We start from the raw sequence: 26,991 nt of genomic DNA, 5'->3' as shown, positions 1-26,991 counted from the left end.
CTCTAGGGTTCGCTTCCGATTGGTGTTCTGCGTAAGGGAATCGGGCGGGCGCGATTAGCCTTGTCTTGAAGGGGTGGGGTGCGGGAATTTGTCCGCGTTTCCGAAACTAGGAAAAATCTGTTTGCTGACGGAAGGTTGGGCCGCGCTTCCGCGTCGGGGCTTCGGGTTGTCCTCCTTACGTTGTGGTTTCGCCTTTCCGGCGACTTCCATTTTTGCTGGCGCAGAAAAAAGGAAGCAAAAACTGCGCTATTGGTGCTGCCGCGCGGAAGAGGCCCCAAGAGCCCGAAGGCGGCTTTCTCTGGTTTGATAGATGTCTGCTGCGCAGACTCGATCAAAGCTGCGCGTCCGCTCGCCGGACACGGGCTCGAGGGTTCGCTTCCGATTGGTGTTCTGCGTAAGGGGGTTGGGCTGGCGCAATTGATCCGGTTTTGGGGAGGAGTGGGGGCGGAATTGGGGCTGCGCATTCGTGGTGCGAGAATGCGCGAGAGNCGCAATTGATCCGGTTTTGGGGAGGAGTGGGGGCGGAATTGGGGCTGCGCATTCGTGGTGCGAGAATGCGCGAGAGCGAAAAATCGCCATTAAAAATGGTGCTGCGTACTCGTCTTACAAAAAGTAACCGCGTCCCGCCCAACAACAGTTCCACCCGCAACACCCCCCGGCCCCCCTCCTGGAGCGCCTCGGGTGCTCCGCACCCGACAGCGGCTCTCATCGGTCTCCCGGTCATGGCAACTTCCCTCGCGTCCCCCCACCCCTCTTCACCACGCCGAACGAGCCCTGGATCGAGCGTTAGAAGCCGACCGCGAAGGGGCGGCGGCTCCTGTTCCAGCGGGAGCCGGACCGCGTTAAAAGGAAAGGCTCCGCTCCGGGAACCGCACTATATCTTTAGACAGAGGGAGCCGCCCCAAGCGGATCGGATTCTTGCGCTCGATCCCCCGGGCGGCCGCGTCCCCTCCAGGGCCCTTTTTTTCGTCCTTTTTTTGGGCCGGCAAAAAAAGGACCCCGCCGGGAGGGCATGGAGCGAGTGCGGGGCAAAGCCCCGCACGGCGGCTCTCCAAAAGCGGAGGTGGCTTCAGCCGCCTCACTGGCTCTCGCGCCGTGCCGCACCCGCACCACAGAAACGCACGCTCCTCTATCGCGTGACGCCCCCCGCCCAGACGTAGCAGAATCCGGCGCGCGGCGGCAGAATGAAGCTCGCATCCAAACCCAGCAGGCTGGGCTTGTACGGCTCGGCGGAGTCGAGCGTATTGTACGGATTGTCGTCCGGATAGAGGTCGCGGCGGTAGGTGACTACCGTGCAGTCGGGGTCGAGACCGGCCAGCGAGCGGGCCTTGGCAAAGGCGTCCTGGATGTAGCCGATCTGGTCGATGAGGCCGATGGATAGGGCCTGGTTCGCGGTGAACACACGGGCGGTCTTGACCGTCTCCAGGTGCGCCGGGGTCAGGTGGCGATGCTCCTGGACCAGGGCGTAGAACCGGGCGGCCATGTCGTCGATGATGCCCTGGAAGAGCGCCTCCTCCTCGGGGGTGGTGGCCCGGAAGGGCGAGCCCATGTCCTTGTCGCGGCCGGATTTGGAAACCTCCACGTCCACGCCGACCTTGTCCATGAGCCCGTTCAGCTTGGGCCGCATGAAGACCACGCCCACGGACCCGGTGATGGTCGTGGGGTGGGCCACGATCCAGTCGGCGGGCAAGGCCGCGTAATAACCGCCCGAGGCGGCCACGTCGAACATGGCCACGACCACGGGCACGCCGGTGCGCTGCTTGAAGGCGGTCAGTTCATGGTAGAGCACGTCCGAGGCGGTAGTGGTCCCGCCGGGGGAGTCGATGGCCACGACCACGGCCCCCACGTCCTCGTCGGCCTCGGCCAGCTTGAGATCGTTGACCATCTCCTGCACCGGGCTGGGCTGGGAGCGGAGCATGCCCCGGGCCGGTTCGGTGGTCAGGAAGCCGCGCAGGTGGATGAGCGCGATTTTTCCTGGTCCCTCGCCGTCCACCACGTATTCCTTGAGGGGTTCGGTGGCCTGGGAGGCGAATATCTTGATTTTGGGCGCGCAACCGGGCAGCGCCAGGAACAGGGCCAGAAGCAGGGTGGACGGGAGTATGAATCGGGTCGGCATGGAATCCTCCGGGATGTCGGTTTACGGGAACATCCTACCGAGGCCGGGGGCTCTTGCCAAGGCACAATGAGCGGCCCGACACGCCTCTCTTCCCTCCATGCGGGAGATGCCGCCGGGGCGGGGGGCGCGGCGAACGGCTACATGACCAGGGCGAACCCCAGACCGGCGGCCAGTTCGCCGAGGATCACGGCGCAGCCCAGGAAATCGCCGTTGGCCCCGCCGACTTTCTCGGCCAGGCGGAACAGGCCGAACAGAAGCAGGGTGACGATGATCGTGGAGGCCAATGTGGCGGCGAGCCCGATCATGATCCACCCGGCGGCGAACGTGATCAGGGTGGCGGCAAGGGCCACGCCCAGGGTGGCTCCGTCGATGTAGAGTTTGCCCAGGCCGGGGCGGACCAGATGGCGCACGTGGTAGGCGAGCCAGACTGCGGCCGCCCGCCCCAGGACGAAGGCCCAGGCCACGGCCCAGTACTGGCCGTGGGCGAGCATGGTGTGGAACAGGATGACCTGCCCGGCGAGGGCCATGACCAGGCCCATGGCTCCGAAGGCTCCGGTGCGGCTGTCCTTGACCACCTCCCAGAACCGCGCGGGGTCGGTGTGGGTGGTCACCGCGTCGCAGACGTCGGCCAGGCCGTCCATGTGCAGCCCGCGCGTCAGGTAGATGGAGGCCGCGACCACGAGCCAGGCCTGGACCCACGGGGAGTCGGCGAACAGGCCCAGGCGCAACGGCAGGGCGATGATCAGGCCGAGGACCAGTCCGGCCAGGGGCATCCAGCGGATGCACCGGTTCATGGAGGATTCCGGGATGACCCGCGCCGGAGCGAGACGGGTCAGGAAGCCTAGGGTGTCGAAGAAATCGTGCGGCACGTTATGCCTCCCAGGCCAGTTCCACGGGGTCGCCCATGGACAGGCCGAATCGTTTCGCGGCGGACCGCTGGTTCACGGCCAGTTCCAGAAAACCCTGGCTTCCTTCAAGCAAGCCGGGTTCGCCCTCGGGCATGTCGGCGTATTTGATTGCGTAGGCCAGGGGGCCGCCCGACGGGGATTCCATGTGCAGGCCGTCCGGGGTGCCCAGACTGCCCGCTTCCAGGTTGAGCACGCAGTTGCCGAAGCGGTCGATGTGGACCACATGGCCCAGGGCCCGCCCGGCCTCCACTTCGGGATGGGACCAGGTCTGGGTGACCAGGTCCGCGGGATCCATTTCCGGGCCCACGCCCTCGGGCCTGCCGCCCAGGGCGAGCCAGGCGGCCAGGGGCGCGAACACATCCCGCCCGTGGAAGGTGTGCGAGATCTTTTTGGGCGCGTCCATGGCCCGGGTCAGGTCGAAGGCGCGCACCTCGGACCAGGTGCGGTTCAGGGCCAGGGAGAGCAGCCCGTTGTCCGGGGCCACCAGCATCCGGTTGCCGATTTCCAGGCAGGCGATGCGCCGGTCCGTACCCACGCCGGGATCGACCACGGCCAGGATGACCGCGTCCTTGGGGAAATGCTCGTAGCTGGCGGCCAGGAAGAACCCGGCCTGGGCCACGTTGAACGGAGCCACGCCGTGGGAGATGTCCACCACCTGGCAGCCCGGTGCCTTGCGCGCCAGGACCGCCTTGATCTGGCCCACATAGGGGTCGGTCAGGCCGAAGTCCGTGATCAGCCCGATGGTCCGGGGCGGGCGGGTTTCCGTCTTTTCGGAGGAGAAGATCATCTAATACACCTTCCTCGATGAGAATCCCTGGCCCTGGACGTGGAAGCCCGAGCCCATGATGAAGAAGGCGTTCGGGTCGATGGTGTAGACCTGTTCCTCCAGTTCCTTGAGCTGAATGGACGAGATCATGGTCATGATCACTTTGCGCGGCTCGCCGGTGTAGCCGCCCGTGCCCTCCAGGATGGTCACGCCCCGGTCCAGGTCGGTCAGGATGGCCGCGTTGATGGCCGCGAAATGGTCCGAGACGATCATGACCATCTTGCGCTCGGAGAACACGCCGAGCACGTACTCGATGCCGAAGGCGGTGACGAAGGTCATGGCGATGGAGTAGAAGACGATGTTCATGTCCAGGTAGACGAAACCGCCGATGAAGCCGAGCATGTTGAACCAGAACTCGAAGGAGCCCATGGACATGTTGAACTTTTCCTTGCAGATCACGGCCAGGATGTCGGACCCGCCCGTGGAGCCGAGCGTTCTCAGGGCGATGCCCACGCCCGCGCCCATGATGCCGCCTCCGGTGATGACCGCCAGCCAGACGTCGTTGATGTGCAGGGAGTAGGGGATGGCGTCGATAAACACGGACGAGGCGACCATGCCGTATAAGGAATAGAAAAAGAACCGTTTGCTGACGAAGACCCAGCCGAGCACGAACACGGGCAGGTTCAGGGCGAAGTACCATTGGCCCGTGGTCAGTCCGCCGAAGGCGTAGTAGCACAGCAGCGCGATGCCGGACATGCCGCCGGTGAGCAGACCGTGGGGTACGGCGATGGCCTTGACCGAGAAGGCGATGAGGAAGGAGCCGAGCGTGAGCATGGCTATGTTCCACGGGACCCCGAAGGTCATGGCGCGCAATTTGTCCTTGAACGTATTGGTCATTGTCGATCTCCGCCCCAGATTCTAGCGGGTTTTCCCCGGAGTGAAAACCAAAAACCGTGCGTGGCGCATTACTTGCGAAGCCCGGAGATTCCCGGTAAATGAGATGGATTTTCGCCTGAACAACCTTAGAGGATAATTCCCATGACGCTCAAGGATCTCGTACCGGAAGAGGAATTGGTCAAGCTGCAGCGGGAGCTGCACGACCGCTTCGGCCTGAATGCCGATATCATGGACGGGGAGGGCCACCGGCTCTTCGGCTCCACCTGGGGCAACGACCTGTGCCGGGCCATCCGCGACGACGACAAGGGCTTTTCCTCCATTTGCGCCACGGCCGGGCAGATGTTCACCCAATTGCTCAAGCAGGGAAAGCCGTTCGTGGAATATTGCGATGCGGGCATGATACGGGTCAGCGTGCCCGTGGTGGTTGATGGCGAGGTCGTGGGCGCGGTGGGCGGTTGCGGCCTGGTCCCGGCCGACGAAGAAGTGGACGAGTTCGCCGTCGGCATGATGAGCGGGCTGGGGGACGAAGACATTGCGGAAAAGGCCAAGACCGTGAAGAGCGCCGACGAGGCTCGCCTGGCCGAGATCCAGGCCTTTATCGCCGAACGTCTGGAGAAGCTGTTGCCCTAGCGTCTGGCCCCGGTTCCCTTGAGCCGCCGCAAGGCTCCTTTTCGTCCGCCCGCCCCTTGCCGGGGCATTTTTCCCTTGGCGGCGGGTCGTCCGCCGCAAAAGAAATAATTGCTCGGTATAATGACCCGTGACTAGGGGGAGGAGAACCGGCGGCAATGAGCGGAGGGGGGCTGATGGCTCACAAGGTAAAAAAGCGGGGCTTGTCCCGCGGCGCCGGGGGAGTGCTCTTTCCCGTCGTTGCCGTATGGTTGCTCGTCCTGTGCCTGGTCGGGCCTGCCTGGGGCGGCCCCCGGGCGTTGCTGATCAGTTCCTACCATCCCGGTTTCCCGACATTCTTTCGCCAGATTGAAGGCGTGTCCTCGGTGTTCCGCCCGGCGGATGTGGCCTTGGATGTGGAGTTCATGGACTCCAAGCGGTTCGGCGCGCCCTCCGACGTCCGCGCCTTTCATGACCTCTTGGTCTCCAAGCAGGCCCGGCTGCCGCGCTACGAAGTGATTCTGACCGCGGACGACAACGCCCTGCACTTCGCCATCGACAACCGCTCGGAGTTATTCCCGGACACCCCGGTGGTCTTTTTCGGAGTCAATGATCAAGGCCTGGCCCATGCCCTGGACATGGACGCTTATTTCACCGGGGTCGTCGAAGCGGTCTCCATGGAAGACACCCTGCGGGTTGTATTCCGGCTCCAGCCCAAGGTGCGGACCGTGTACGCCGTGGCCGACGACACCCCCAGCGGCGGGGTGGACCTGTTGACCTGCGTGGCCGCGCGTCCCCGGTTTCCGGATCGGAAGCTGGCCGTCCTGTCCCTGGCCCAGCTGACCTGGGAGGGGCTGGCGGAGCGGTTGCGCGGGCTGGACCCGTCCTGTGCCGTCTTGCTGCTCTCCGCTTTCCGCGATGCCGCCGGCGAGACCGTGTCCTTCGAGGAAGGGCTCAAGCGGATTCTCGCGAGCGCGCCGGTTCCGGTCTACAGCCTGTGGGAGCACGGTCTGGGGCAGGGCGTGCTCGGCGGCCGGATCATTTCCCATTTCGAGCAGGGGCGGCGGGCCGCGCACATGGCCTTGGACATCCTGGGCGGCACGCCCGTCCGGGACATCCCGGTGGTCGAGGGCGGCGATGCCAATCGATACGTTTTCGACGCCCGGGTTCTCGACCGGTTCGGCATCGACCCGGACGCTCTGCCCGAGGACAGCCAGCTTTTGCACCGGGCGCCCTCCCTATGGGAAACCTACCGCCTGGAGTTATCCTTGGGATTGGCGGTCCTGGCCGTTCTGCTGGCGCTGATCGGTTTGCTGTCGGCCTACGTGACGCGGCTGCGCCGGGCGCGGATCCGGTTGCGGGAGAGCGATGAACGGTTGCAGATGTCCCTGGAGGCCACCAGCGACGGGCTGTGGGATTGGTCCATAGACGCGGACAAGATCTATTTCAGCCCCGGATATTTCACCATGCTCGGCTACGAAGTCGGTGCCTTCCCGGCAACCTACGAGTCCTGGGTCTCACTGCTCCATCCCGACGAGCGGGAGGCGGTTTTGCGCGAGGTCTCCGCCCGTATCCAGTCCGGCAGGGAGTTTCGCTCCGAGCTTCGGCTGCGCAACAAGAGTGGGGGCTGGACCTGGATTCTGGCCCGGGGCAAGACCATCGCCTGGACCCGGGCGGGGCGGCCCCGGCGCGTGGTCGGCACGCATACGGACATCACCGACCGCAAGCGGTTCGAGGAGAAGCTGGTCCAAGCCAAGGAAGCCGCCGAGACGGCCAACCGAGTCAAGGACGAGTTCATCGCCAATATCAGCCACGAGGTGCGCACTCCGCTCAACGGCGTCATGGGCATGCTCCAGTTGCTGCAGGCGGCGGGCCTGCCTCCCGAACAGCGGGAGTTCGTGGACATTGCCCTGCATTCCTCGCGCAACCTCCTGCGCGTGCTCAACGACCTGCTCGATTTCAGCAAGATTCAGGCGGGCAAGCTGGACATCCGGGAAGGCCCCTTCGACCTGGTCGAGCTGGTGGGGAACAGCCTTGATTTCTTCCAGTTGCAGGCGGGCGAGAAGGCGCTGGAACTGCGCGCCGACATCGACCCGTCGGCGCGCGGGCGCTATCTCGGCGACGCGGGCCGGCTGCGCCAGATCCTCTTCAATCTGGTGGGCAACGCGGTCAAATTCACGGAGCAGGGAAGCATCATCGTGGAGGTGTGCGAGCTGTGGCATCCCGCGCCCGGCCGCAAGCGGCTGCTCTTCACCGTCCGCGATACCGGCATAGGCATCGCCGAAAAGGACCTTTCGCGCATCTTCGCCCCGTTCTCCCAGGTGGACGGCTCCCTGACCCGGACCTACCAGGGAACGGGCCTGGGGCTGCCCATCGTCCGCAAGCTGGTAGAGCTCATGGGCGGCAATTGCGAAGTGGACAGCGAGCCGGGCAAGGGCACGTCCATCCGTTTTTTCCTGGTGGTCGGTACGGGAACGGAAGCGGACGCTCCGGCCTTTCAGTCTCCAGCTCCCGGCCCGAGCCGTTCCCTGAACCTGCTCCTGGTGGAGGACGAGCGCGTCAATCGGATCATGGCCCGCCGTCTGCTGGAGGGCATGGGCCACACGGTGACCGAAGCCGGAAACGGTCGGGCCTGCCTGACATTATTGCTCGAACAGCCCGGATTCGACGCCGTGCTCATGGACATCCAGATGCCGCTGCTGGACGGCCTGGAGGCGACCCGGGCCATCCGCACGGCCCCGGAATTTGTCCACGTCGCCAACATCCCGATCATCGGCCTTTCGGCCCACGCCTCCCGCCAGGACCGCAACCGCGCTCTGGACGCGGGGATGAGCGAATACCTGGTCAAGCCCTTCGAGCGGGTGGACCTGGAGCGGGCGCTGCGGCGGATGACGAACCAGGCATGACCGCCGCAGTCCGCGCAGAAGCGGCCCTGTCCGGGGGGACAAGGCCGCATTGCGGGACGGGCTCCCGACGTTGTTTTCCCTTGAGAGGCGGGGACTATCCGAACCGGCACTCCGGCTGCTTGCGCCCGATGGGCGAGAACAGGAATTGCCAGAGCTGGATGTCCCGGGCGCGGAAGGCCCCGGCGCAGGATTGGAGGTAGTACTCCCACATGCGTTTGAATCTGTCACCGTAGCGGCCGCGCAGGGCGGGCCAGGAACGGCGGAAGTTGCGCAGCCAGCTCATCAGGGTGCGGTCGTAATCGGGGCCGAAGTTGTGCAGGTCCTCCATGACGAAGTGTTTTTCCGTGGCCCGGGCGACTTCGGCGATGGATGGCAGGCACCCGTTGGGGAAGATGTAGGTGGCGATCCACGGGTCCAGGCCAGGTCCGGAGGTGTTGCTGCCGATGGTGTGCAACAGGAACAAGCCGTCCGGCTTGAGGCAACGGGCCGCCGTGTGCATGAAGGTGTCGTAGTTCTTGGGGCCCACGTGCTCGAACATGCCCACCGACACGATCTTGTCGAAGGGCTCGTCCAGGAGCCGGTAGTCCTGTTCGCGGATTTCCACGGGCAGTCCGGCGCAGAAGTCGCGGGCGAATTCGATCTGCTGTTTGGAGATATTCACGCCCACCACGGCGCAGCCGCGTTCCTCGGCCATGAATCGGGCCAGGCCGCCCCAGCCGCAGCCGATGTCCAGGACCCGGTCGCCGGGCTGAAGGTCCAGCTTGTCGCAGATGAGACGCATCTTGACCCTCTGGGCCGCTTCCAGGTCGCGGGCTACCTCCTCGTCGGATTGGGCGTCCGGGCTGCCGTCCCTGCCCTTGTAATAAGCGCAACTGTACTGCATGAACGGGTCCAGGAAGCCCTGGAACAGGTCGTTGCCCAGGTCATAGTGGCGCTTTGCCACCACCTTGGCGCGCGACAGGCTTTGCAGGTTGCAGACCAGGGCGGGCAGGGCCTTGACCACGAGCCGCCATGAATCGCGCAACCTGTTTTCCGCGCCGGTTTTGAGGACGCGGCAGATGAACTCGTCCACGCGGTCGCAGTTCCACCAGCCGCGCATGTACCCTTCGCCCAGGCCCAGGTTCTTTCGGAGCAGGATGTCGTGAAAAAGACGTTCATCCGAAACCCGGATGTCCCAGGGATGGTCGCCATCCACTGCCACGCCGGCCTCGGTCAACAGGTCGGCCAACACCTCTTTGCTTGCATACATGTCGAATAACTCCTTACGCATGCGCCCGGCCCTACCTCCCGCCGGGCATGTATTTACGTTTGCGACAAACGTAGCATCTCGCCCTACGGGGCGACAAGGGGGATCGCAAAAAAATGGTGTGCGATTGGGAACAGGCCTGAAAAGACATACTCTTCGTGCAAAAAATAAGGTTGGAACGAGAGCGATAGGCTTTTCGGGGCCGTCATTTCCGGTCATCGCCCTCCGTTGCCACCGTCCGGCGAGCGCCACCCATATATATTGGACAGGCAGGGACAAATACCTTACAAGACCATTCCGATGCCCGAGGAGGGGTCTTAGCCCTTGCCCGGAGAAAAATTCCCATTTGAATGGAAATCATGAGTAAGATCGACAAAATACGCAATTTCAGCATCATCGCCCACATCGACCATGGCAAGTCCACGCTGGCGGACCGCATTCTCGAGATCACCGGTATGGTCGGCGACCGCGAGAAAAAGGACCAGTACCTGGACAAGATGGAGCTGGAGCGTGAGCGCGGCATCACCATCAAGGCGCAGACCGTGCGTATCCCGTACACCGACCACGACGGGACCAAGTACATCCTCAACCTCATCGACACGCCCGGCCATGTGGACTTCTCCTATGAGGTCTCGCGTTCCCTGGCCGCCTGCGAGGGCGCGCTCCTGGTGGTGGACGCCACCCAGGGCGTGGAGGCACAGACCCTGGCCAACGTGTACCTGGCGCTGGACCACGACCTTGAGGTCATCCCGGTGCTGAACAAGATCGACTTGCCCAGCGCCGAGCCCGAGCGCATCGCCCGTGAAATCGAAGAGGTCATCGGTCTGGATTGCTCCCATCCGATCATGGTTTCGGCCAAGACCGGCAAGAACGTGGAAGAGGTCCTGGACGCGGTCATCAACCTGCTGCCGCCGCCTTCCGGCGATCCGGACGCGCCCCTCAAAGCGCTCATCTTCGACTCCTGGTACGACTCCTACCAGGGCGTGGTGGTGCTGTTCCGGATCATTGACGGCACGCTGAAGAAGGGCGACCGCATCAGAATCTTCTCCAGCGGCAAACGGTTCGAGGTCACCCGCCTGGGCGCGTTCATGCCCGAGGCCAAGGACATCAAGGCAATGGGACCCGGCGAGGTCGGCTTCCTGTGCGCCTCCATGAAGGAACTTGGCGATGCGCCCGTGGGCGACACCATCACCCTGGCGGACAACCCTGTGGCCGAGCCGTACCCCGGATTCAAGCCGGTCAAGCCCATGGTCTTCTCCGGCCTCTACCCGGTGGAGCCGAGCGAGTACGAGACCCTCAAGCAGGCGCTCGAAAAGCTCCAGCTCAACGACGCGGCCTTCACCTACGAGCCCGAGACCTCCCAGGCGCTGGGCTTCGGCTTCCGCTGCGGCTTTCTGGGGTTGTTGCATATCGAAATCATCCAGGAGCGGCTGGAGCGGGAGTTCGAGGCGAGGCTGATCACCACGGCCCCGTCGGTCATCTACGAGGTCCTGACCGTGACCGGCGAAGAGTTGACCATCGACAACCCGTCCAAGCTGCCGGACCCGACCCGCATCAAGGCCATTCGCGAGCCCTACGTGCGCCTGGAGGTGCACGTGCCCAACGAGTTCGTGGGCGCGGTGCTGGCCCTGTGCGAGGAAAAGCGGGGCATCCAGAAGAATATCGCCTACCTGACCTCGACCCGCGTGGTCATCACCTACGAGATGCCGTTCGCCGAGGTCATGTACGACTTCTTCGACAAGCTCAAGTCCTCCACCAAGGGCTACGCCTCCCTGGACTATGAGGTCATCGACTACCGCGAGGCAGACCTGGTTCGGCTGGACATTCTGATCAACGGCGACCCCGTGGACGCCTTCTCCTGCATCGTGCACCGTGAGAACTCCGCCCGCATCGGCCGCTCGCTCGCGCTGAAGCTCAAGCGCAGCATCCCGCGCCAGATGTTCGAGGTGGTCATCCAGGCCGCCATCGGCAACAAGATCGTTGCCAAGGAACGCAACGCCCCCTTCCGCAAGGACGTCACCGCCAAGTGTTACGGCGGCGACATCACCCGGAAGCGGAAATTGTTGGAGAAGCAGAAAGAAGGAAAGAAGCGCATGCGCCGCATGGGCAACGTGGAAATCCCTCAGGAAGCGTTCCTGTCCGTATTGAAAGCCGACGAGGACTAGTCGGCGCTGCCAACAAGGAATCCCATGACTCAAAGTTCGCTCAAATCTTTTCGTGATACCCTAGAGGCCGTCGTCGTGGCCTTGTTTCTGGCCTTCATCATCCGGGCCTTCATCGTTCAGGCTTTCAAGATCCCGTCCGGGTCCATGCTCGACACCCTGCAGATCGGCGATCATCTGCTGGTCTCCAAGTTCGCCTACGACGTGCGCCTCCCGTCCGATATCTGGTTGGACACCACCGACGGCAAGGTGCTGATGAAAACCGGCGATCCGCAGCGCGGCGACATCGTGGTCTTCCTCTTCCCGGAGGACGAATCCAAGGACTTCATCAAGCGCGTCATCGGCCTGCCGGGCGAGACCCTGGAAGTGCGCGACAAGGTGGTCTACATCAACGGCCAGCCGATCGACGAGCCCTACGTGTTGCACACCAAGGCGGACACCCTGCCCGTGCGCGACAATTTCGGTCCGGTGGTCATCCCGGAGGGGCAATACTTCGTCATGGGCGACAACCGCGAGGGTTCCTACGACTCCCGCTGGTGGGGCCCGGTCAAGCGGAGCAAAATCGTGGGCAAGGCCCTGGTCATCTACTGGTCCTGGGGATCGTTGACCGACATCCGGTTCAACCGCATCGGCACCCTGCTGAATTAGGTCCGGCCGTCCCGGGAAGGAAAAAGCCGCTCTCCGGAGCGGCTTTTTCGTGCGGGCTTGCCAACCGGGCTCCCATGCCTTACTTGGACCTTGCGTGCCCACGACGCGGGAGCGATCAATGAATAGCGCCATACGGACCATTTTGGTGGACGACGAACCGCCGGCCCAGGACGAACTGAACTATCTGCTTTCGATCCACGACGACATCGATGTGGTCGGTACGGCGGGCAATGCGGCGGACGCGGTCGGCACCATCGTGGCCAAGCGGCCGGACCTGGTCTTTCTGGACATCCAGATGCCGGGGCGCGACGGGTTCTCCGTGTTGCAGGACCTCTTGGCCATGGAGCACCGCCCCCTGGTCATCTTCGTCACCGCCTTCGACGAGTATGCCATCCGCGCCTTCGAGGAGAACGCGGTGGACTATCTGCTCAAGCCCGTGGACCCCAAGCGGCTGGCCGGCAGCCTGGATCGGGTGCGCGCGCGACTGGCGGCCAGCGAAAAACGCGATCCGAGCGAGGTCCTGCGCAAGCTGCTGGCGGGCGCCGGGCTCAACAAACCCGGGTTGACGCGCATCAGCGTGGAACACTCGGGCCGCAATATCCTTCTTTCCCCCCAGGAAATATTCTATTTCAATTACGAGAATCGCCGGGTCCACGCCGGGACGCGCGGCGCGGTCTATCCTTGCGCCGGGGAGCTGACCCTGGACCGCCTCGAAGAGCGCCTGGCGGGCTTTCCCTTTTTCCGGGCCAATCGCTCCCAACTGGTCAACTTGGCTTTGGTCCGCACCTATGCCCCGTGGTTCAACGGCAAGTACGTGCTGACCATGCGTGACGAGGCCGAGACGGAGATCTCGGTCAGCAAGGCCCGGGTGCGGGACTTCAAGGACGCCATGGCCTTGTAGGAGTATGCGGTGAACACTTATGAAATCATCCTGACCCTGGCCGAGCGGTTCGGGCTCATGGTCGGCGTGGTCTTTCTCTTTCTGACCACCATGCCGGTCCGGCGCATGCACTTCACCAGCGAGAATTCGCGCCTGCGCACCACCCTGGTGACCATCCTCTTCGGCATGCTCGGCATCCTCGGCACCTATACCGGCAACGCGGTCTTCGACTCCGTGGCCAACCTGCGCGCCATGGTGGTCATCACCGGCGGCCTGTTCGGCGGGCCGGTGGTCGGCATCGGCGCCGGGCTCATCGCCGGAGTGCATCGCATCGTCTTCGATCTGCACGGCTTCAGCGCCTACCCCTGCGGCATCTCCACGGCGCTGGAAGGCTTCGCCGCGGGCATGATCGCCTGGAAGTACGGGGAGCGGGCCATGAACTGGCGGATGGGGTCGGCCCTGGCCCTGGCCGGCGAATCCATGCACATGGGGCTGCTCCTGCTCCTGTCCAAGCCGTTTCCCGAGGCCTGGGAGCTGGTCAAGCTCATCGCTCCGCCCATGCTCCTGGTCAACGCCTTCGGCGCGGCCCTGTTCGTGGAGGTCATCAACCTCTTTTCCCGCGACCTTGAACGGCGCGAGTCCCTGCACGCCCAGATCATCCTGGACATCGCCAACATGGCGGTCAGCTACCTGCGCCTGGGGCTGTCCCTGGAGACCGCCGCAGCCACGGCCGAGATTATTTATACCCGGGTGGGCGTGGCCGCCGTGGCCATCACCGACACCCGGGACGTGCTCGCCCACATCGGGGCGGGCGACGACCATCACCTGGCCGGGTGCGAGATCCGCACCAACGCCACCCGGCAAGTCCTCAGCACGGGCCGGCCCACCTTTCTGCACAGCGCCGAGGACATCGGCTGCAACGAACCCGACTGCCCCATGACTGCGGCCATCATCGTGCCGCTCAAGAAGAACGACGAGATTGTCGGCACGCTCAAGTTCTACGGCAGCCGCGAACGGCCCCTCAACGCCACTCTGTTTGAAGTGGCCAACGGGTTGGCCAACCTCTTTTCCACCCAGGTGGAGCTTGAGGACATCCAGATTAAGGAGCAGATGCTGGCCCACGCCGAGATCCGTCGGCTGCACGCCCAGATCAACCCCCATTTCCTGTTCAACTCCCTGAACACCATCACCTCGTTTTGCCGGACCAACTCCGAGCGCGCCCGGGAACTGCTCATGGACCTGTCCCTGTACATGCGCCGGAACCTGGATTTGAGCCGGGGGTTCATCCCCCTGAGCGAGGAACTGGAGCAGGTGCGTTCCTACCTGGCCATCGAAAAGGCCCGCTTCGGCGACCGCATCCGGGTGGAGTCCGAAGTGGAGGAGGGGTGCGGGGACTGGCCCATTCCGCCGCTGATCATCCAGCCCCTGGTGGAGAACGCCATCCGCCACGGCGTGCTCGGCCGCGAACAGGGCGGCACGGTCAGGCTCCGCGCGCACCGCGAGAACGGTTTTCTCGAAATCCGCGTGTCCGACGACGGCGTGGGCATGGACCGGGAAACCTTGGACCGGGTGCTCAACAAGGAGTGCGCCGACTCCGTGACCGGGGGCATCGGCATGCGCAACTGTCTGAGTCGCATGGAACACATTTACGGCCGCCAGTATGCCCCCAGGGTGGACAGCACCCCGGGCCGGGGGACCACCATCACCCTCCAGATACCCCGGCGTTCCTGACCGCTGAAACAAGGGATACGGTTTTTCAGACCGGAAAACGGTCGGTTCGAACAAAAACCGTCGCATCGCCTTTCCCGAACCTCCTATAGAAAAGTTGCCGCCCGGCGGCGTAACTTTTCATCGGAGGTTGTGAAACATGCTATTTTTCTTTGGTTGCATAGCTCTGCTCATTGCCGGTTACTTCGTGTACGGCACGTTTGTGGACCGTATTTTCGGTTCGGATGAGGACCGCGTCACTCCGGCCATCGCCATGGCCGACGGCATCGACTACATGGTCATGCCCAAGTGGAAGCTCATCTTCATCCAGGTGCTCGACATCGCGGGCATCGGCCCCATCTTCGGCCCCATTCTCGGCGCCCTGTACGGCCCGGTGGCCATGATCTGGATCGTGATCGGCTGCATCTTCGGCGGCGCGGTCCACGACTATTTCTCCGGCATGCTTTCGGTGCGCAACAACGGCGCGTCCATCCCCGAGGTCGTCGGCGAGTACCTCGGCATGCCCGCCCGCCAGGTCATGCGTCTGTTCTCCTTCATCCTGCTCATGCTCGTGGGCGTGGTCTTCGTCCTTTCCCCGGCCCAGCTCCTGAACGGCCTGACCGGCATCAACACCGGCCTGCTGGTGGCCTGCATCTTCGGTTACTATTTCCTGGCCACCATCCTGCCCATCGACAAGATCATCGGCCGCATCTACCCCCTGCTCGGCTTCCTGCTCCTGGCCATGACCACCGCCCTGTTCGTGGCGCTGATGTTCTCCGGCCACCAGGTCCTGCCGAATCTCGATTTCAGCAACATGCACCCGGCCGACAAGCCCATCTGGCCGCTGCTTTTCATCACCATCTCGTGCAGCGCCATCTCCGGTTTTCATTCCACTCAGTCGCCGCTCATGGCCCGTTGTATCGAGAATGAGCGCCAGGGACGCGCCGTGTTCTACGGCTCCATGATCATCGAAGGCATCATCGGCCTGATCTGGTGCGCGCTGGGCATTTCCTTCTACGACAATCCGCAGGCTCTGCAGGCCGTCATCTCCGCCGGCTCCCCGTCCGCGGTCGTGGCCGAGGTCTCGCATTCCCTGCTCGGCACCATCGGCGGCGGCCTGGCCATCCTGGCCGTCATCGTCCTGCCCATCACCAGCGGCGACACCGCCTTCCGGTCCACCCGCCTGATCGTGGCCGAGACCTTCAAGGTCAAGCAGAACGTCGCCGCCAAGCGGTTGATCATCTCCGTGCCGCTGTTCGTCATCGGCTACGTCATCTCCACCCAGAACTTCTCGACCATCTGGCGTTACTTCGGCTTTTCGAACCAGTGCCTGAGCGCCCTGGTCCTGTGGGCGTCGGCCGCTTACCTGGCCCAGCGCGGCAAGCTGCACTGGATCGCCACCCTGCCCGCCGTGTTCATGACCGCCGTCTGCCTGAGCTTCATCGCCAATGCCAAGATCGGCTTCGGCCTGTCCTACGACACCTCCGTGATCATCGGGCTCGTAGGCGCCGCCGTGATCTTCGCCTGCTTCCTGTTCAAGTACGTCTTCTCCGGCAAGACCCCCGCCGAGACCTCCGCCTAGCCCCGCAACGGCTTTACAGGCATTGCAATAGAAACGGCCCGCTCCATGTGGAGCGGGCCGTTTCGCGTGGCGCGGTTAGTTCGATGCCGTCTGCCGAAGGATGTGCCTGGCGAATTCCGTTCCCCGGGACCGGGTTTCGGCGGTCATGTCGCCGGGTTCCGTGCATTCGCCTATGTGCAATTCCCCGACAAGCCTGGTTTGCAGGGCGGCGGCCGTTTTTTGAAAGGCCGCGAAGACAAGCTTGTTGTTTTCATATATCCCGCCGCCGGTAGCCAGCAAGGCGACGGGTTTGCCCCGCACCAGAGAGTTCTGCTCCGGTTCGCCGTACCGGGTGATGAGCGCGTTGGTCCGGTCCACCAGCGCCTTGAGTTGGGCGGTCATGCCCCAGTAGTAGACCGGGGTGGCGAACAGGATCATGTCCGCATCGATCATTTCCCGCAGAACTTCCACGGCATCGTCCTGTTGAACGCAGGCGATCCGGTCGGGAACCTTCCGGCATGCGTTGCATCCGAGACAGCCGCCGATCCGCTTGCGGGCGACGTGAATCCGGCGCACGCCATGTCCCTGCTTCCTGAATTCCGATTCGACGGCTTCCAGCATCGTCGCCGTATTCCCTTTGGCCCTTGGGCTGCCAAGCAAAGTCAATATGTTCATTCTATCTCCTTGCCGCGTTGCGGTCTGTGTGGGTGAGAATCGATTGACGGCAAGACTAAGGCTGTCTATTGGATATGTTAAATGAATTGTTTTTTTTAAAATGATGAAGAGAGATCATCATAATGCAATTGCCGACCGAATATTTGCGCACCTTCCTTGCCGTTGCCGCCACCCGGAGCTTCACCCGCGCGGGCGCTCAGGTGAACCGTTCCCAGTCTGCGGTAAGCGTGCAGGTCCGGAGGTTGGAGGAAGAGGTGGGCAGGCCTTTGTTCATACGGGATGGAAAGACGGCCCGGCTCACCCCGGAGGGGAAATTGTTGATCAGCCATGCGCGGGATATCGTTCAGCGCCATGACGATGCCGTCCTGTCGCTCACCGATGCGCGGCTCGAAGGGGTTATCCGCTTCGGTTCGCCCGAGCATTACACCATGGGACTGTTGCCGAGGCTGCTCGCCGGGTTTGCGCAGAACCACCCGGACGTCATCGTGGAGATGCATTGCTGGACGAGCGATATGGTCAAAAGGGGACTTGACGAGGGCGAGCTGGATATAGGCCTGTGCACCGACGCCTATGCGGGCGGGCAGGTTGTTTGTCGGGATCGGCTGGTCTGGGCGGCGCGGCCCGGATTCGACCTGAATCGGCCCGGCCGCCTTCCCTTGGCCGTGGAGGAGGGGTGCGTTTTTCGCGACTGGGCGTTGCGCGCCCTGGCGGAGGCTGGGCTGCCCTATCGAATTTTCTACGTGAGTCGGGGGGTGTCCGGCGTTCTCGACGCGGCCCGGGCGGGGCTGGCGGTGACGCCTGCCATAGAGCGGACGCTCCCCCACGATCTGGTGGGTCTCGATACGCGGCACGGCCTGCCCGCGTTGCCGCCGTCAAGCGTTGTCCTGCATACGCGGAACGCTCCCGTCTCGGCTGCTGTGGCCTGCTTCAGGGAACACCTCGTCGCCGCCTTTCTCGAAGAGGACGAGTCCGCCCGCCGATAGCGCCTTCGCGGCCGTTTTTACGCGCGGCGGGAAGAGCATGGGAAGCGCGCGGCGCGGTTATCGCTGGATGTCCAGTTCGCGTTTCTTGGTGTAGATGAACCGGACCATCTCGTATTCGAAGGGCGAGCCGGTGGAGTGGTAGCTGAAGGCGGTGTTGGCGCGGATGTTCAGGCCCCGGAGGATCAGGTCGGTCAGGTCCAGGGGGCGGGTGTCGTCCATACCCGCGGCCTGGTAGATCATCTCCACCTCCACGTAGAGGATCAGGATGTCGCCGCCGAAACCTACCGTGTCGCGCACGCTGGACGGGCCCATGACCGGCATGACGAAGTACGGGCCCGGGCCAAGTCCCCAGTAGCCCAGGGTCTGGCCCACGTCCTCGTTCTGGCGCGGCAGCTTCTTGTTGCGCGAGGCCAGGTCGCGCACGCCGAGCAGGCCGAATGTCGAGTTGATCAGGAAGCGCGTGAAGGAGATGGCCGCCTTTCGCATGCGCCCCTGGAGGATGCTGTTGAGCGCGGTGGGCATCTCGTTCAGGTTGTTGTAGAAATTTCGGACCCCGGTGCGAATGGGCTCGGGGATGAAGACCTTGTACAGGGTGGCCGCCGGGTACATGACGTACTTGTCCAGGCTGGCGTTGACCTCATACAGGTTGCGGTTCATGGGCTCCCACGGATCGTAGACGTTCAGGAAGCGCAGGGAGGGGGAATCTTCCGTGGGCCAGTGGTGGACCGTGGTCCGGAATCCGGCGGGGTCGGGCCCGGCCAGCGGATCGGTCACGTTCATCACCTTGGGGCCGCATCCGCCCATCAGGGGGAGGACCAGCGTGGCCAGCAGGAGCAGGACGGCCGCGCGCATGCTCACAGGCGCACCTTTTCCTTCAGCGCCCGGACAAAGGTCGGGTGCATCATGTTTCCGCAGTGCCCGCCGTGCTCGAAGAGCACCGCCCGGCCGTGGCTGAAAACCGTTTCCAGGAATTGTTCGTCCTTATAGCTCAGGATGACGTCGTCCTTTGTGCCCACCACCACGACCTTGTCCGTCTTTTCGAGCCAGCCCCGGATGGACTCCAGGCTGGACTGCCGAATGACCTGGGCCCGGGTGATGGTCGGATTCCGGTAGCGCAGGTAGGGCAGCATGTACTCGTCCAGGTATTGTTCGAAGGAGATGTCGAAGGCCTGCCGGGCATAGTCCAGGAGCGGAGTGGCCGTTTTGAGCGGGTATTGGTCCGGCGGCACCAGGTATTCGGCCTGCAGGCAGACGTCGGAACTGAAGATCATGGACGCGGACGAGACCCGGAAGGCGGCCCCGATGAGCGTCTTGAAGTCGCGCTTGCTCAGGCCGATGTCCGTGATCATGTCGTACATGAAATCGTCGTCCAGGTCGGTTACCTCGGCGTGCAGGTAGTAGTCCGAGAAGCGGTCGATGAAGCCCGCGATCTCACGATGCACCGTGGTACGGCCCAGGTTTTCGTCGGTTACCCAGGAGTCCAGCCGGGTCACCGAGCGGTACAGGGAGACCGGCGGATTGATCATGAGCACGTGCCGGAAGTCGAATTCGTGCGTCTCGGCGTCCCGCTTGGCCAGGAAAGCCGCGTGCAGGGCGCCCAGGCTGTACCCGGCAACGCTGTATCCGGTGATCTGGCATTCCTTGACCAGCTCCTCGCGGATCCAGCCCATGACCCGATTCAGGTCGGTCACGTCGTAGGGGACGTATCCCGGCACCGCGTGCTGCGAGGCGCTGACGACGAAATTCATGTGCGTGGGCGAGGACAGGGCGACCACGTGGTATCCGGCCTCGTGGAAGACCTGGGTCAGGAAGGACATCTTGCCGGAATTGTGTTCCGCTCCCGTGCCCGCGATGACGAAGATGAGCGGGGCTGCGTGGTCCTGCAGCGCCGTGGTGAAATTCATGTCCCGGCTGTATTCGAAGACCTCCGGCACCTGTCTGCCCTCAATGCGGATGGCCCGGACGTCCGGCAACACCGGGGCCGCGAACTGGTAGCGCGCCGTGGCGGGCGTGCCCAATACCGTGGCCCGGTAGGGGTCCGTGAAGGGATAGGCCTGCTCCTCCGCCGCCGCCACGGATGGCAGCAGGAGGAGAATGAGGAATATGTAGGCGTGGACTCTTCGCATGGGGCTCCATTGTCAAGCCGTACAGGACGGGCAATACGGCCTATTAGCTTGTCGCTCCAGGAAAAGCAATGTTTCCGCGGATACCCGGAGTTCCGGGGGGCGGGAAAGCGCTTTCCCTTTCGCCGGGCACCCACATCTTTCAGCGCAGCAGGTCCTGATGGACGGTCAGGAAATCCTCGATGGTCCGGGCCATGTCCTGCCCGGCCTGGTACATCAGCCAGTGTCCGGCTCCCTTATAGCGGGCGAGCCACGCGCCGGGGATGAGCGCGGCGGCGTCCAGGGCCTGGTCCGGGGGCGTGACCCGGTCCGCCTCGCCCACGATGATCAGGGTTTGCCGGTCGAGCGCGGCCAGGCGGTCGCGGGTGCCCGGCCAGGCGTCCAGGGCCCGGTATTGCTGTCGGATCACGTCCGGGGAAGGCGCGATTGCGGGCGCGGGCAGGCGGGAATAGATGTCGGGATGGGCGGTCCTCCACGGCTCGGGGAAGAGCCGGGCCAGGAAGTCTTCCGGCGCCAGGGTGCCCATGTCGTCCAGAGCGGCCATGACCGGGGCCGGGTCCACGGCCGTGCCGTAGAGGATCAGCTTGCCGACTCGTTCCGGGTGGGTCAGGGCCATTTCCTGGGCGATGATCGACCCCATGGACCAGCCCATGACGTCGGCCCGCGCAAGGCCGAGCGCATCCAGCAGGGCCAGGGCGTCCGAGGCCATCAGGTCGATGGTCAGGGGCGTTCCGTCCGTGCCGGAATACCCCATGCCCCGGTTGTCGAAAAGAATCACGGTCCGGCTCCGGGCCAGTTCGGCCACCAGGGGGCCGTCCCAGACGTCCATGGTCCCGGCGTAGCCCATGATGAGCAACAGGGGCGGGCCGCTGCCCAAGGTGCGGTAGGCCAGGGACACGCCGTCGGCCTCGACGATGCGGACCGGCGTGTCCTGCGGCCCCCGATGGATGGCGCAGGCGCAGAGGAGGGACAGCAGGGCCGCGCAGAGCAGACGGAGAAGTGGTCTCATGGAGCGTCGCATGGCGTCAGGCCGGTTGCGCTTCGCCGGGCGCGCGTTCCGGTTCGGCCAGGGGTTCCACCTCCACCCGGTTGCAGTGGAATGCGCACGTATTGCCCATGTCCGTCAACCGTTGGCTGGTGAGCTGGTTGGAACCTTGACCGGGCACGGCGTTGGGCCAGTGCAGCCCCTCGGCCACGAGCAGCTCCGGGCGGGTGTCCTCGGTGATCTCGGCCCGGGCGGTGTTCGAGCCGCGTGCGTTGAACACGCGGACGGTCGTGCCTTGGGCGATGCTCCGCGCGGCGGCGGTTTCCGGGTGGATGAGCACCCGGGGGCCGCCGACCCGCTCCCGGATGGCCTCGACCTCGTTGAAGGCGGAGTTGAGCAGCAGGGGGTGGGGCGGGGTGATGTATTCGAGCGGGTACGCTTCGCCGCCCTCGGGGTCGCGCACGGGCGTGCCGTCGGGCAGGGGGTCGAGCCCCTGGTCGGCCATGGCCTGTGAGAAGAATTCCACCTTGCCGGACGGGGTTCTGAATCCCCCGGCAAAGGGGTTGGCCGGGATGTTCAGGCGTACAGGGTCCCCCCGGCGCAGGGCGTCGAGGTCCACGCCATTCATGTAGGGCGAGTCGGCTTCGGCCAGGATGCGTTCGATGCACTCCTCCTCGGTCAGGGAGAAGACCTCCTCCGTGTATCCCATGCGGGCGGCCAGGGCCTGGAAGATGTCCAGGGTGGGGCGGCTGTCGCCCACGGGCTCGATCACCGGCCGGGCGATCTGGATGTAGTTGTGGCCGTAGCAGCGGTAGATGTCGCCCACTTCGAGGAAGCTTGCGCCGGGCAGGATGACGTCCGCATATTGGGCGGTGTCGGTCATGTACAGCTCCTGGACCACGGTGAACAGGTCCTCGCGGGCCAGTCCGGCCATGACCTGCGCCGACTGGGGGGCCACGGCCGCGGGGTTGGACAGGTAGTTGTAGAAGAGCATGACCGGCGGGTCGGCAAGTTCGGTCAGGGCGTGGCCCAGGTGGACCATGTTCACGGTACGCGTGCCCTCGGGGCGGAGATCATCGCGCAGCAGACTCGCGGTCTTGCCGGGCGCGCCGCCCAGCGAGCGGGTGATGCCGCCGCCGGGCTTGGCGAAGGCGTTGACCAGGGCCGGGAGCAGGGCGATGGTCCGCATGGCCATGCCGCCCGCCAGTTGCCGGGCCGGGCCCCAGCCGGTGCGGATGTACGGCGCGCGGGCCGTGCCGTAGGCGCGGGCGAAGGCCGTGATGTCGGCCTCGCTCAGGCCGCAGGTCTCGGCGGCCCGGGCGGGCGGCCATTCCTGGGCGCGCTCCCTGAGCCGGTTGAAGCCGACGGTCTTCGAGCGGATGAATTCGTGATCGACGAGATCCTCGGCGATGAGCACGTGCATGACCGCCAGGGCCAGGGCCGCGTCCGTGCCGGGCCGGAGCATGAGGTGGGTGTCCGCCTCTCTGGCCGTGGGGTTGCGGTAGGGGTCGATGACCACGATCCGCGCGCCGTTTTTGCGCGCGCGGGTGAAGTGCGGCCAGGCGTGGACGTTGGTGACCAGGGTGTTGTTGCCCCAGATGACGATGAGGTCGGATTGGGCGGCTTCCTGGATTTCAGTGCTCGGGCCGCCTCCCAGGGAGGCCTTGAAGCCCGCCGTGGCCGCCGGGCCGCAGATGGTCTGGTCCAGGCGGCTGGCGCCGAGCTTGTTGAAGAAGGCGTTGCCCGAGTTGCGGTGGACCATGCCCATGTGTCCGGCATAGGAGTAGGGCAGTACGGCCTCGGGCCCGAATTCCTCGGCCACCCGCTTGATGTTGTCGGCCACTTCGTCCAGGGCCTCGTCCCAGGAGATCGGCGCGAACCGGCCGCTGCCCTTGGGGCCGGTGCGCCGAAGCGGCGTGGTCAGCCGCGCCTCGCCGTGCACATGTTCCGGGAACCGCGCTCCCTTCTTGCAGATGAATCCCTGCGTGTAGGGATGGTCCGGATCGCCCTTGACTTGAGTGATCCGGCCGTTCTCAACCCGGACCAGCAGGCCGCAGGTGTCGGGACAATCCTTGGTGCAAACCGCGCGCTTCCACATGATGCGCCTCCGTCGTGGCATTGAAAAAGTGTCGGATACGGCCCCGCAGGGAAGGCGGCGGGACGCCCACGCAGGATTGCATGAATCGGGAATGATTACCAGCAGGAAAGTGGGAACACCCTGGTTCGGGCCGGCCGTAAGGATGGAGATAGTGTTTGAAGTTTTCCACCGGCGTGTCTATGGTTTTCATGTGGAGTTGGGCCGTTGAGCCCATGTTTCAGCCCAATACGCCAAACAAACCGGAGGGAAATCCCATGGATACCCTGAACGTCTGTTGTCCTCGTTGCGGAGAAGTTATGATACGCCTTGAAGGGGTTGATGATGCCTTCCACCATCCGGGCATCCCTCCGCTTTCTCCCCGGCCGACAGACAAGGCTTCACTGGGGCGCGGCTTGCGGAATTTGCCGGAATCCGTCGGGAATACGTGGCGTGAAGTATATTATTGTCGATACTGTAAAAAACCTTATTACCAGTCATGAAGGGGGAACGGGACGAGACTTTGCAAGATGAGCTGAAGCCGGTTGACGGAGAGATCGAACGGCTGATTCTCGCCAGCCTGAGAGTAGCCAAGCAGGATCGGCAGCACCAACTGACGCATCTTCAGACCTTCTCCACTGTCTTGATCGCGGCGAATCTGGCAGTCATCAGCCTCCTTGGCGGTTTTTTCAAACCGTCCGTTGGGACCGGGGACTTCGTCTATTGCGCCTATTACGCATCCCTGGTTTTTTTGTTGGCATCGCTGCTGATCGGCTTGGCGGTTCTGCGCCCGCGGTACCGGGCCACTTCGCTGAAGGAGGCCACGGACAATCCCTATGAACAGCACCTCCGGCAGGAGGCTTTGCTGTTGGGGCGGCAACGCTGGCTCGGCGTGGCGTACTGGTGCCTCTGCGGCGGTCTGGCCTTGGGGGGTCTCGCCCTTGTTTCGCCGTAGCCGGGCCGGGCCGCCCGGTCGATTTCGCATCGCGCCATCCCGAAGTGGACACCCGGTCCCTTTGCGCGTATTCCAATGAAAATCTTGAATTTCTCTACAGATGACGGATTGCTATGGATAAGCAGAATCTTTTCGCTGGGATACCCGAGGTGTTGGATGAACGGCGGTTCGCCCACGGGGGGAACCGGCGGCGCATGGCCGAGACGGCAGGGTGCGCGCCGGAGGATATCCTCGATTTTTCGGCCAACGTGAATCCCCTCGGGCCGCCGACGTGGCTCGGGCAGGTGGTCGGCCAGGCCCTCCAGGAGGTGGACGCCTATCCGGATCCGGACTGCACCCGGCTGCTCATGGCCGCGGCCGAGCGCTACAAGGTTTGGCCCACGCAGGTGACGGCGGGCAACGGCGCGTCCGAATTGCTTTTCGCCATCGCCGCCCTCAAGGGATTTCGCCAGGCCATCATCCCTTCGCCCACATATGTGGATTATGCCCGGGCGTGCCGGGTCCATCGTTTGCCCGTGGTGGAACCGCCGCTCGCCGACGACTTTACCGTGAACTTCCCGGCCATGGGTACACTCCTGGCCACGCCCTCCCTGGTCTTCCTGTGCAGCCCCAACAACCCCACCGGCACCGTGGTCTCGGCCAACGACCTGCGCGAGGTGGCGGCCATGTTTCCCCGGTCCACCTTCGTGGTGGACGAGTCCTTTGCGGAATTTTTGCCCGAGGGGGCGGACCGGTTGACCCGCGACCGGCCGTCCAACGTCATCTGCGTCCTCTCCCTGACCAAGACCTACGCCATTCCCGGCCTGCGGCTGGGGCTGGCCTTCGCCGACCCGGACGTGATCCTGCGCATTCACCGCAATATGCCCGCTTGGTCCGTGAATACCCTGGCCCAGAAGGTCGGCGAACGCTGCCTGAAGGACGCGGCCTACCTGGCCGAAACCCGTGAGCAAACCAGGTTGCTGCGCGAATCCCTGGCTTCGGGGCTCCGGCAGGTGCCGGGCCTCAGGGTCCTGCCGGGCGCGGCCAACTATCTCTTCTGCCGCGTGGATCGCGTGGGTCAGGATGCCGCCATGCTGCGGGACCGTCTGCTCCGCGAGTATCGCATCGGCATTCGGCTGTGCGGCAACTACACCGGCCTGGACGACAAGTGGTTCCGGGTGGCCGTGCGCGGCCGCGCGGACAACGAGACGCTCATCCGGGCCATGGAGGGGGTGGCGGGCACGGCGCGCGGTCCGGTGGTCAAGCGCACCCGTCGGACTCCGGCCCTGATGATCCAGGGGACCAGCTCCAACGCGGGTAAATCCGTGCTGGCGGCCGCCTTCTGCCGTATCCTGTTGCAGGACGGTTTCGACGTGGCCCCGTTCAAGGCCCAGAACATGTCGCTCAACTCCTACGTCACCGACCAGGGCGGCGAGATGGGCCGCGCCCAGGTGACCCAGGCCATGGCCTGCCGCCTGAACCCGGATGTGCGCATGAACCCGGTGCTGCTCAAGCCCGGCTCGGACATCGGCTCGCAGGTCATCGTCATGGGGCGTCCCGTGGGCAACATGAGCGTGCGCGAGTATGTGGAGTACAAGCCGCGCGCCTGGGAAGCGGTCAAGGCGGCCTACGACTCCCTGGCCAACGAGCACGACGTCCTGGTCCTGGAAGGGGCGGGCAGCCCGGCCGAGGTCAATCTCAAGCACCACGACATCGTCAACATGACCATGGCCGAGTACGCGGGGGCGCGCGTCCTGCTCACCGGGGACATAGACCGGGGCGGAGTCTTCGCCTCCATCGTCGGGACCATGAGCTTGCTTACGGCCGGAGAGCGCAGCCGGGTGGAGGGCTACGTCATCAATCGTTTCCGGGGCGACGCCTCGCTGCTGGACCCGGCCTTCGGCCAGATGTTCGAGCGCACGGGCAAGCCGGTGCTCGGCACGGTGCCGTATATCCACGCCCTTGGCCTGCCCGAAGAGGATTCGGTCTCGTTCAAGGACGGGTTCCGGCCCGAGGGCGACAAGCTTCCCGAGGATCGGTGCGTGGACATCGTGGTTCTGGACCTGCCGCGTATTTCGAATTTCAACGACATCGACCCGCTTTACGCCGAGCCGGACGTGCGCGTGCGCGTGGTGGCCGACGCCCGCGACGTGGGAACGCCCGACGCGGTGATCATTCCCGGCTCCAAGTCCACGGTGCCGGACATGCGCGCCCTCAAGGGCACGGGCATGGCCGCCGTCCTGCGCGAACTGGCCGAGGGCCGCACGCGCATCGTCGGCATCTGCGGTGGATTCCAGATGCTCGGCCGCATAGTGGACGACCCCTATGGCCTGGAGTCCGAGACCACCCGCGTGGAGGGTTTCGACCTCTTGCCGGTGCAGACCACCCTGAGCCCCGAAAAGACCCTGACCCGGACTTTCGGTACCCATTCGGCCTCGGGCCTGACCGTGCACGGCTACGAGATCCACCACGGCCGCACCGAGCCGCTGTCCGACGATCTGCGCGTGGCCCTGCGCGACAACGCGGGCGAGCCGTTGGGATACATGCGTCCGGACGGGCGGGTGCTCGGCACCTATCTGCATGGATTGTTCGACGCCGACGGGTTCCGCCGCTGGTTCATCGACCAGTTGCGCATGGACAAGGGGCTCTCGCCCCTGGAGGCGATCCAGACCGTCTTCGGCCTGGAGGACGCCCTGGACAACCTGGCTTCCGTGGTGCGCGAGGCCGTGGACATGGACGCGGTCTACCGGGCGCTCGGCCTGTCGGGCGGATGTGCCCAGGCCCCGCTTTTCCGCCGTCCGGGAAGGTGATCTC

At 64.4% G+C, this 26,991-nt stretch carries 20 protein-coding genes; 10 read left to right on the top strand and 10 right to left on the bottom strand.

What is annotated here, in order from left to right; all coding sequences use genetic code 11:
* Positions 1–1,129 precede the first annotated feature (1,129 nt).
* From sppA to J0909_RS07705, 4 genes are all read right to left on the bottom strand, one after another.
* Positions 1,130–2,116: a signal peptide peptidase SppA gene (gene sppA, locus J0909_RS07720; protein WP_207261838.1), complete on the bottom strand. Its 987-nt coding sequence runs from the start codon at positions 2,114–2,116 to the stop codon at positions 1,130–1,132.
* Between the two features lie 137 nt (positions 2,117–2,253).
* Entirely contained in the window at positions 2,254–2,985 is a 732-nt protein-coding gene (locus tag J0909_RS07715; RefSeq protein ID WP_207261837.1) for an adenosylcobinamide-GDP ribazoletransferase, read from the bottom strand.
* Position 2,986: 1 nt separating this feature from the next.
* A complete protein-coding gene (locus J0909_RS07710) occupies positions 2,987–3,811 on the bottom strand; it encodes an SAM hydrolase/SAM-dependent halogenase family protein (RefSeq protein WP_207261836.1) in 825 nt (274 codons plus the stop codon).
* Positions 3,812–4,687: a YitT family protein gene (locus J0909_RS07705; protein ID WP_207261835.1), complete on the bottom strand. Its 876-nt coding sequence runs from the start codon at positions 4,685–4,687 to the stop codon at positions 3,812–3,814.
* A 141-nt stretch (positions 4,688–4,828) separates the two neighbouring features.
* On the opposite strand from J0909_RS07705, the gene J0909_RS07700 reads away from it, so the two are divergent.
* Positions 4,829–5,317, top strand: a complete 489-nt coding sequence (locus J0909_RS07700; RefSeq protein ID WP_207261834.1) for a PocR ligand-binding domain-containing protein — start codon at positions 4,829–4,831, stop codon at positions 5,315–5,317.
* A 173-nt stretch (positions 5,318–5,490) separates the two neighbouring features.
* Positions 5,491–8,199 (top strand): ATP-binding protein, encoded by a 2,709-nt coding sequence (locus J0909_RS07695; RefSeq protein ID WP_207261832.1) that lies wholly within the window; start codon positions 5,491–5,493, stop codon positions 8,197–8,199.
* A gap of 94 nt (positions 8,200–8,293) precedes the next feature.
* Here the strand turns inward: J0909_RS07695 and cfa are convergent, their stop codons facing one another.
* Positions 8,294–9,448 (bottom strand): cyclopropane fatty acyl phospholipid synthase, encoded by a 1,155-nt coding sequence (cfa, locus tag J0909_RS07690; protein ID WP_207261830.1) that lies wholly within the window; start codon positions 9,446–9,448, stop codon positions 8,294–8,296.
* A 356-nt stretch (positions 9,449–9,804) separates the two neighbouring features.
* Here cfa and lepA point away from each other — a divergent pair, with 356 nt between their 5' ends.
* From lepA to J0909_RS07665, 5 genes are all read left to right on the top strand, one after another.
* A complete protein-coding gene (gene lepA, locus J0909_RS07685; RefSeq protein WP_207261829.1) occupies positions 9,805–11,610 on the top strand; it encodes a translation elongation factor 4 in 1,806 nt (601 codons plus the stop codon).
* 24 nt (positions 11,611–11,634) lie between these two features.
* Positions 11,635–12,255, top strand: a complete 621-nt coding sequence (lepB, locus tag J0909_RS07680; protein WP_207261828.1) for a signal peptidase I — start codon at positions 11,635–11,637, stop codon at positions 12,253–12,255.
* A 118-nt stretch (positions 12,256–12,373) separates the two neighbouring features.
* Entirely contained in the window at positions 12,374–13,156 is a 783-nt protein-coding gene (locus J0909_RS07675) for a LytR/AlgR family response regulator transcription factor (RefSeq protein WP_207261827.1), read from the top strand.
* Between the two features lie 9 nt (positions 13,157–13,165).
* Entirely contained in the window at positions 13,166–14,866 is a 1,701-nt protein-coding gene (locus J0909_RS07670; protein WP_207261826.1) for a LytS/YhcK type 5TM receptor domain-containing protein, read from the top strand.
* A 136-nt stretch (positions 14,867–15,002) separates the two neighbouring features.
* Complete coding sequence (locus J0909_RS07665) at positions 15,003–16,424, top strand: carbon starvation CstA family protein (RefSeq protein WP_207261825.1); 1,422 nt, start codon at positions 15,003–15,005, stop codon at positions 16,422–16,424.
* A gap of 75 nt (positions 16,425–16,499) precedes the next feature.
* Here J0909_RS07665 and J0909_RS07660 read toward each other — a convergent pair whose 3' ends face one another.
* Positions 16,500–17,078, bottom strand: coding sequence for a flavodoxin family protein (locus J0909_RS07660; RefSeq protein ID WP_207261824.1), 579 nt, complete (start codon positions 17,076–17,078; stop codon positions 16,500–16,502).
* Between the two features lie 122 nt (positions 17,079–17,200).
* On the opposite strand from J0909_RS07660, the gene J0909_RS07655 reads away from it, so the two are divergent.
* Positions 17,201–18,061: a LysR substrate-binding domain-containing protein gene (locus tag J0909_RS07655; RefSeq protein WP_207261823.1), complete on the top strand. Its 861-nt coding sequence runs from the start codon at positions 17,201–17,203 to the stop codon at positions 18,059–18,061.
* A gap of 57 nt (positions 18,062–18,118) precedes the next feature.
* Here J0909_RS07655 and J0909_RS07650 read toward each other — a convergent pair whose 3' ends face one another.
* The 4 genes from J0909_RS07650 to J0909_RS07635 form a co-directional block, all read right to left on the bottom strand.
* A complete protein-coding gene (locus J0909_RS07650; RefSeq protein ID WP_286181878.1) occupies positions 18,119–18,913 on the bottom strand; it encodes an MlaA family lipoprotein in 795 nt (264 codons plus the stop codon).
* 2 nt (positions 18,914–18,915) lie between these two features.
* Positions 18,916–20,187 carry an alpha/beta fold hydrolase gene (locus J0909_RS07645; protein ID WP_207261819.1) on the bottom strand — a complete coding sequence of 424 codons (1,272 nt, stop codon included), beginning with the start codon at positions 20,185–20,187 and terminating at the stop codon, positions 18,916–18,918.
* A gap of 139 nt (positions 20,188–20,326) precedes the next feature.
* The gene (locus J0909_RS07640; protein ID WP_207261817.1) at positions 20,327–21,193 is read right to left on the bottom strand and encodes an alpha/beta fold hydrolase; all 867 of its coding nucleotides are present in this window, start codon (positions 21,191–21,193) and stop codon (positions 20,327–20,329) included.
* 16 nt (positions 21,194–21,209) lie between these two features.
* On the bottom strand, positions 21,210–23,267 hold the full coding sequence (locus tag J0909_RS07635; protein WP_207261815.1) for a molybdopterin-containing oxidoreductase family protein: 2,058 nt from the start codon (positions 23,265–23,267) through the stop codon (positions 21,210–21,212).
* A 499-nt stretch (positions 23,268–23,766) separates the two neighbouring features.
* Here J0909_RS07635 and J0909_RS07630 point away from each other — a divergent pair, with 499 nt between their 5' ends.
* Both J0909_RS07630 and J0909_RS07625 read left to right on the top strand, forming a co-directional pair.
* Positions 23,767–24,198 carry a hypothetical protein gene (locus J0909_RS07630; protein WP_207261813.1) on the top strand — a complete coding sequence of 144 codons (432 nt, stop codon included), beginning with the start codon at positions 23,767–23,769 and terminating at the stop codon, positions 24,196–24,198.
* A 113-nt stretch (positions 24,199–24,311) separates the two neighbouring features.
* Positions 24,312–26,987 carry a cobyric acid synthase gene (locus J0909_RS07625; protein ID WP_207261812.1) on the top strand — a complete coding sequence of 892 codons (2,676 nt, stop codon included), beginning with the start codon at positions 24,312–24,314 and terminating at the stop codon, positions 26,985–26,987.
* Positions 26,988–26,991: the final 4 nt, after the last annotated feature.

The sequence above is a fragment of the Desulfovibrio sp. Huiquan2017 genome, assembly GCF_017351175.1.
In the GTDB taxonomy this organism is placed as follows: Bacteria; Desulfobacterota; Desulfovibrionia; order Desulfovibrionales; family Desulfovibrionaceae; genus Pseudodesulfovibrio.
This window is presented reverse-complemented; position numbering and strand designations above follow the sequence as displayed.

Excerpts from the sequence above, each read along its gene's own strand:
- J0909_RS07625 (WP_207261812.1), top strand. The coding sequence starts at position 24,312 with ATGGATAAGCAGAATCTTTTCGCTGGGATACCCGAGGTGTTGGATGAA.
- sppA (WP_207261838.1), bottom strand. The coding sequence starts at position 2,116 with ATGCCGACCCGATTCATACTCCCGTCCACCCTGCTTCTGGCCCTGTTC.
- J0909_RS07635 (WP_207261815.1), bottom strand. The coding sequence starts at position 23,267 with ATGTGGAAGCGCGCGGTTTGCACCAAGGATTGTCCCGACACCTGCGGC.
- J0909_RS07675 (WP_207261827.1), top strand. The coding sequence starts at position 12,374 with ATGAATAGCGCCATACGGACCATTTTGGTGGACGACGAACCGCCGGCC.
- J0909_RS07695 (WP_207261832.1), top strand. The coding sequence starts at position 5,491 with ATGGCTCACAAGGTAAAAAAGCGGGGCTTGTCCCGCGGCGCCGGGGGA.
- J0909_RS07710 (WP_207261836.1), bottom strand. The coding sequence starts at position 3,811 with ATGATCTTCTCCTCCGAAAAGACGGAAACCCGCCCGCCCCGGACCATC.
- J0909_RS07650 (WP_286181878.1), bottom strand. The coding sequence starts at position 18,913 with ATGCGCGCGGCCGTCCTGCTCCTGCTGGCCACGCTGGTCCTCCCCCTG.
- lepA (WP_207261829.1), top strand. The coding sequence starts at position 9,805 with ATGAGTAAGATCGACAAAATACGCAATTTCAGCATCATCGCCCACATC.
- cfa (WP_207261830.1), bottom strand. The coding sequence starts at position 9,448 with ATGTATGCAAGCAAAGAGGTGTTGGCCGACCTGTTGACCGAGGCCGGC.
- J0909_RS07640 (WP_207261817.1), bottom strand. The coding sequence starts at position 21,193 with ATGAGACCACTTCTCCGTCTGCTCTGCGCGGCCCTGCTGTCCCTCCTC.
- J0909_RS07705 (WP_207261835.1), bottom strand. The coding sequence starts at position 4,687 with ATGACCAATACGTTCAAGGACAAATTGCGCGCCATGACCTTCGGGGTC.
- J0909_RS07655 (WP_207261823.1), top strand. The coding sequence starts at position 17,201 with ATGCAATTGCCGACCGAATATTTGCGCACCTTCCTTGCCGTTGCCGCC.
- J0909_RS07660 (WP_207261824.1), bottom strand. The coding sequence starts at position 17,078 with ATGAACATATTGACTTTGCTTGGCAGCCCAAGGGCCAAAGGGAATACG.
- J0909_RS07645 (WP_207261819.1), bottom strand. The coding sequence starts at position 20,187 with ATGCGAAGAGTCCACGCCTACATATTCCTCATTCTCCTCCTGCTGCCA.
- J0909_RS07665 (WP_207261825.1), top strand. The coding sequence starts at position 15,003 with ATGCTATTTTTCTTTGGTTGCATAGCTCTGCTCATTGCCGGTTACTTC.
- J0909_RS07700 (WP_207261834.1), top strand. The coding sequence starts at position 4,829 with ATGACGCTCAAGGATCTCGTACCGGAAGAGGAATTGGTCAAGCTGCAG.
- lepB (WP_207261828.1), top strand. The coding sequence starts at position 11,635 with ATGACTCAAAGTTCGCTCAAATCTTTTCGTGATACCCTAGAGGCCGTC.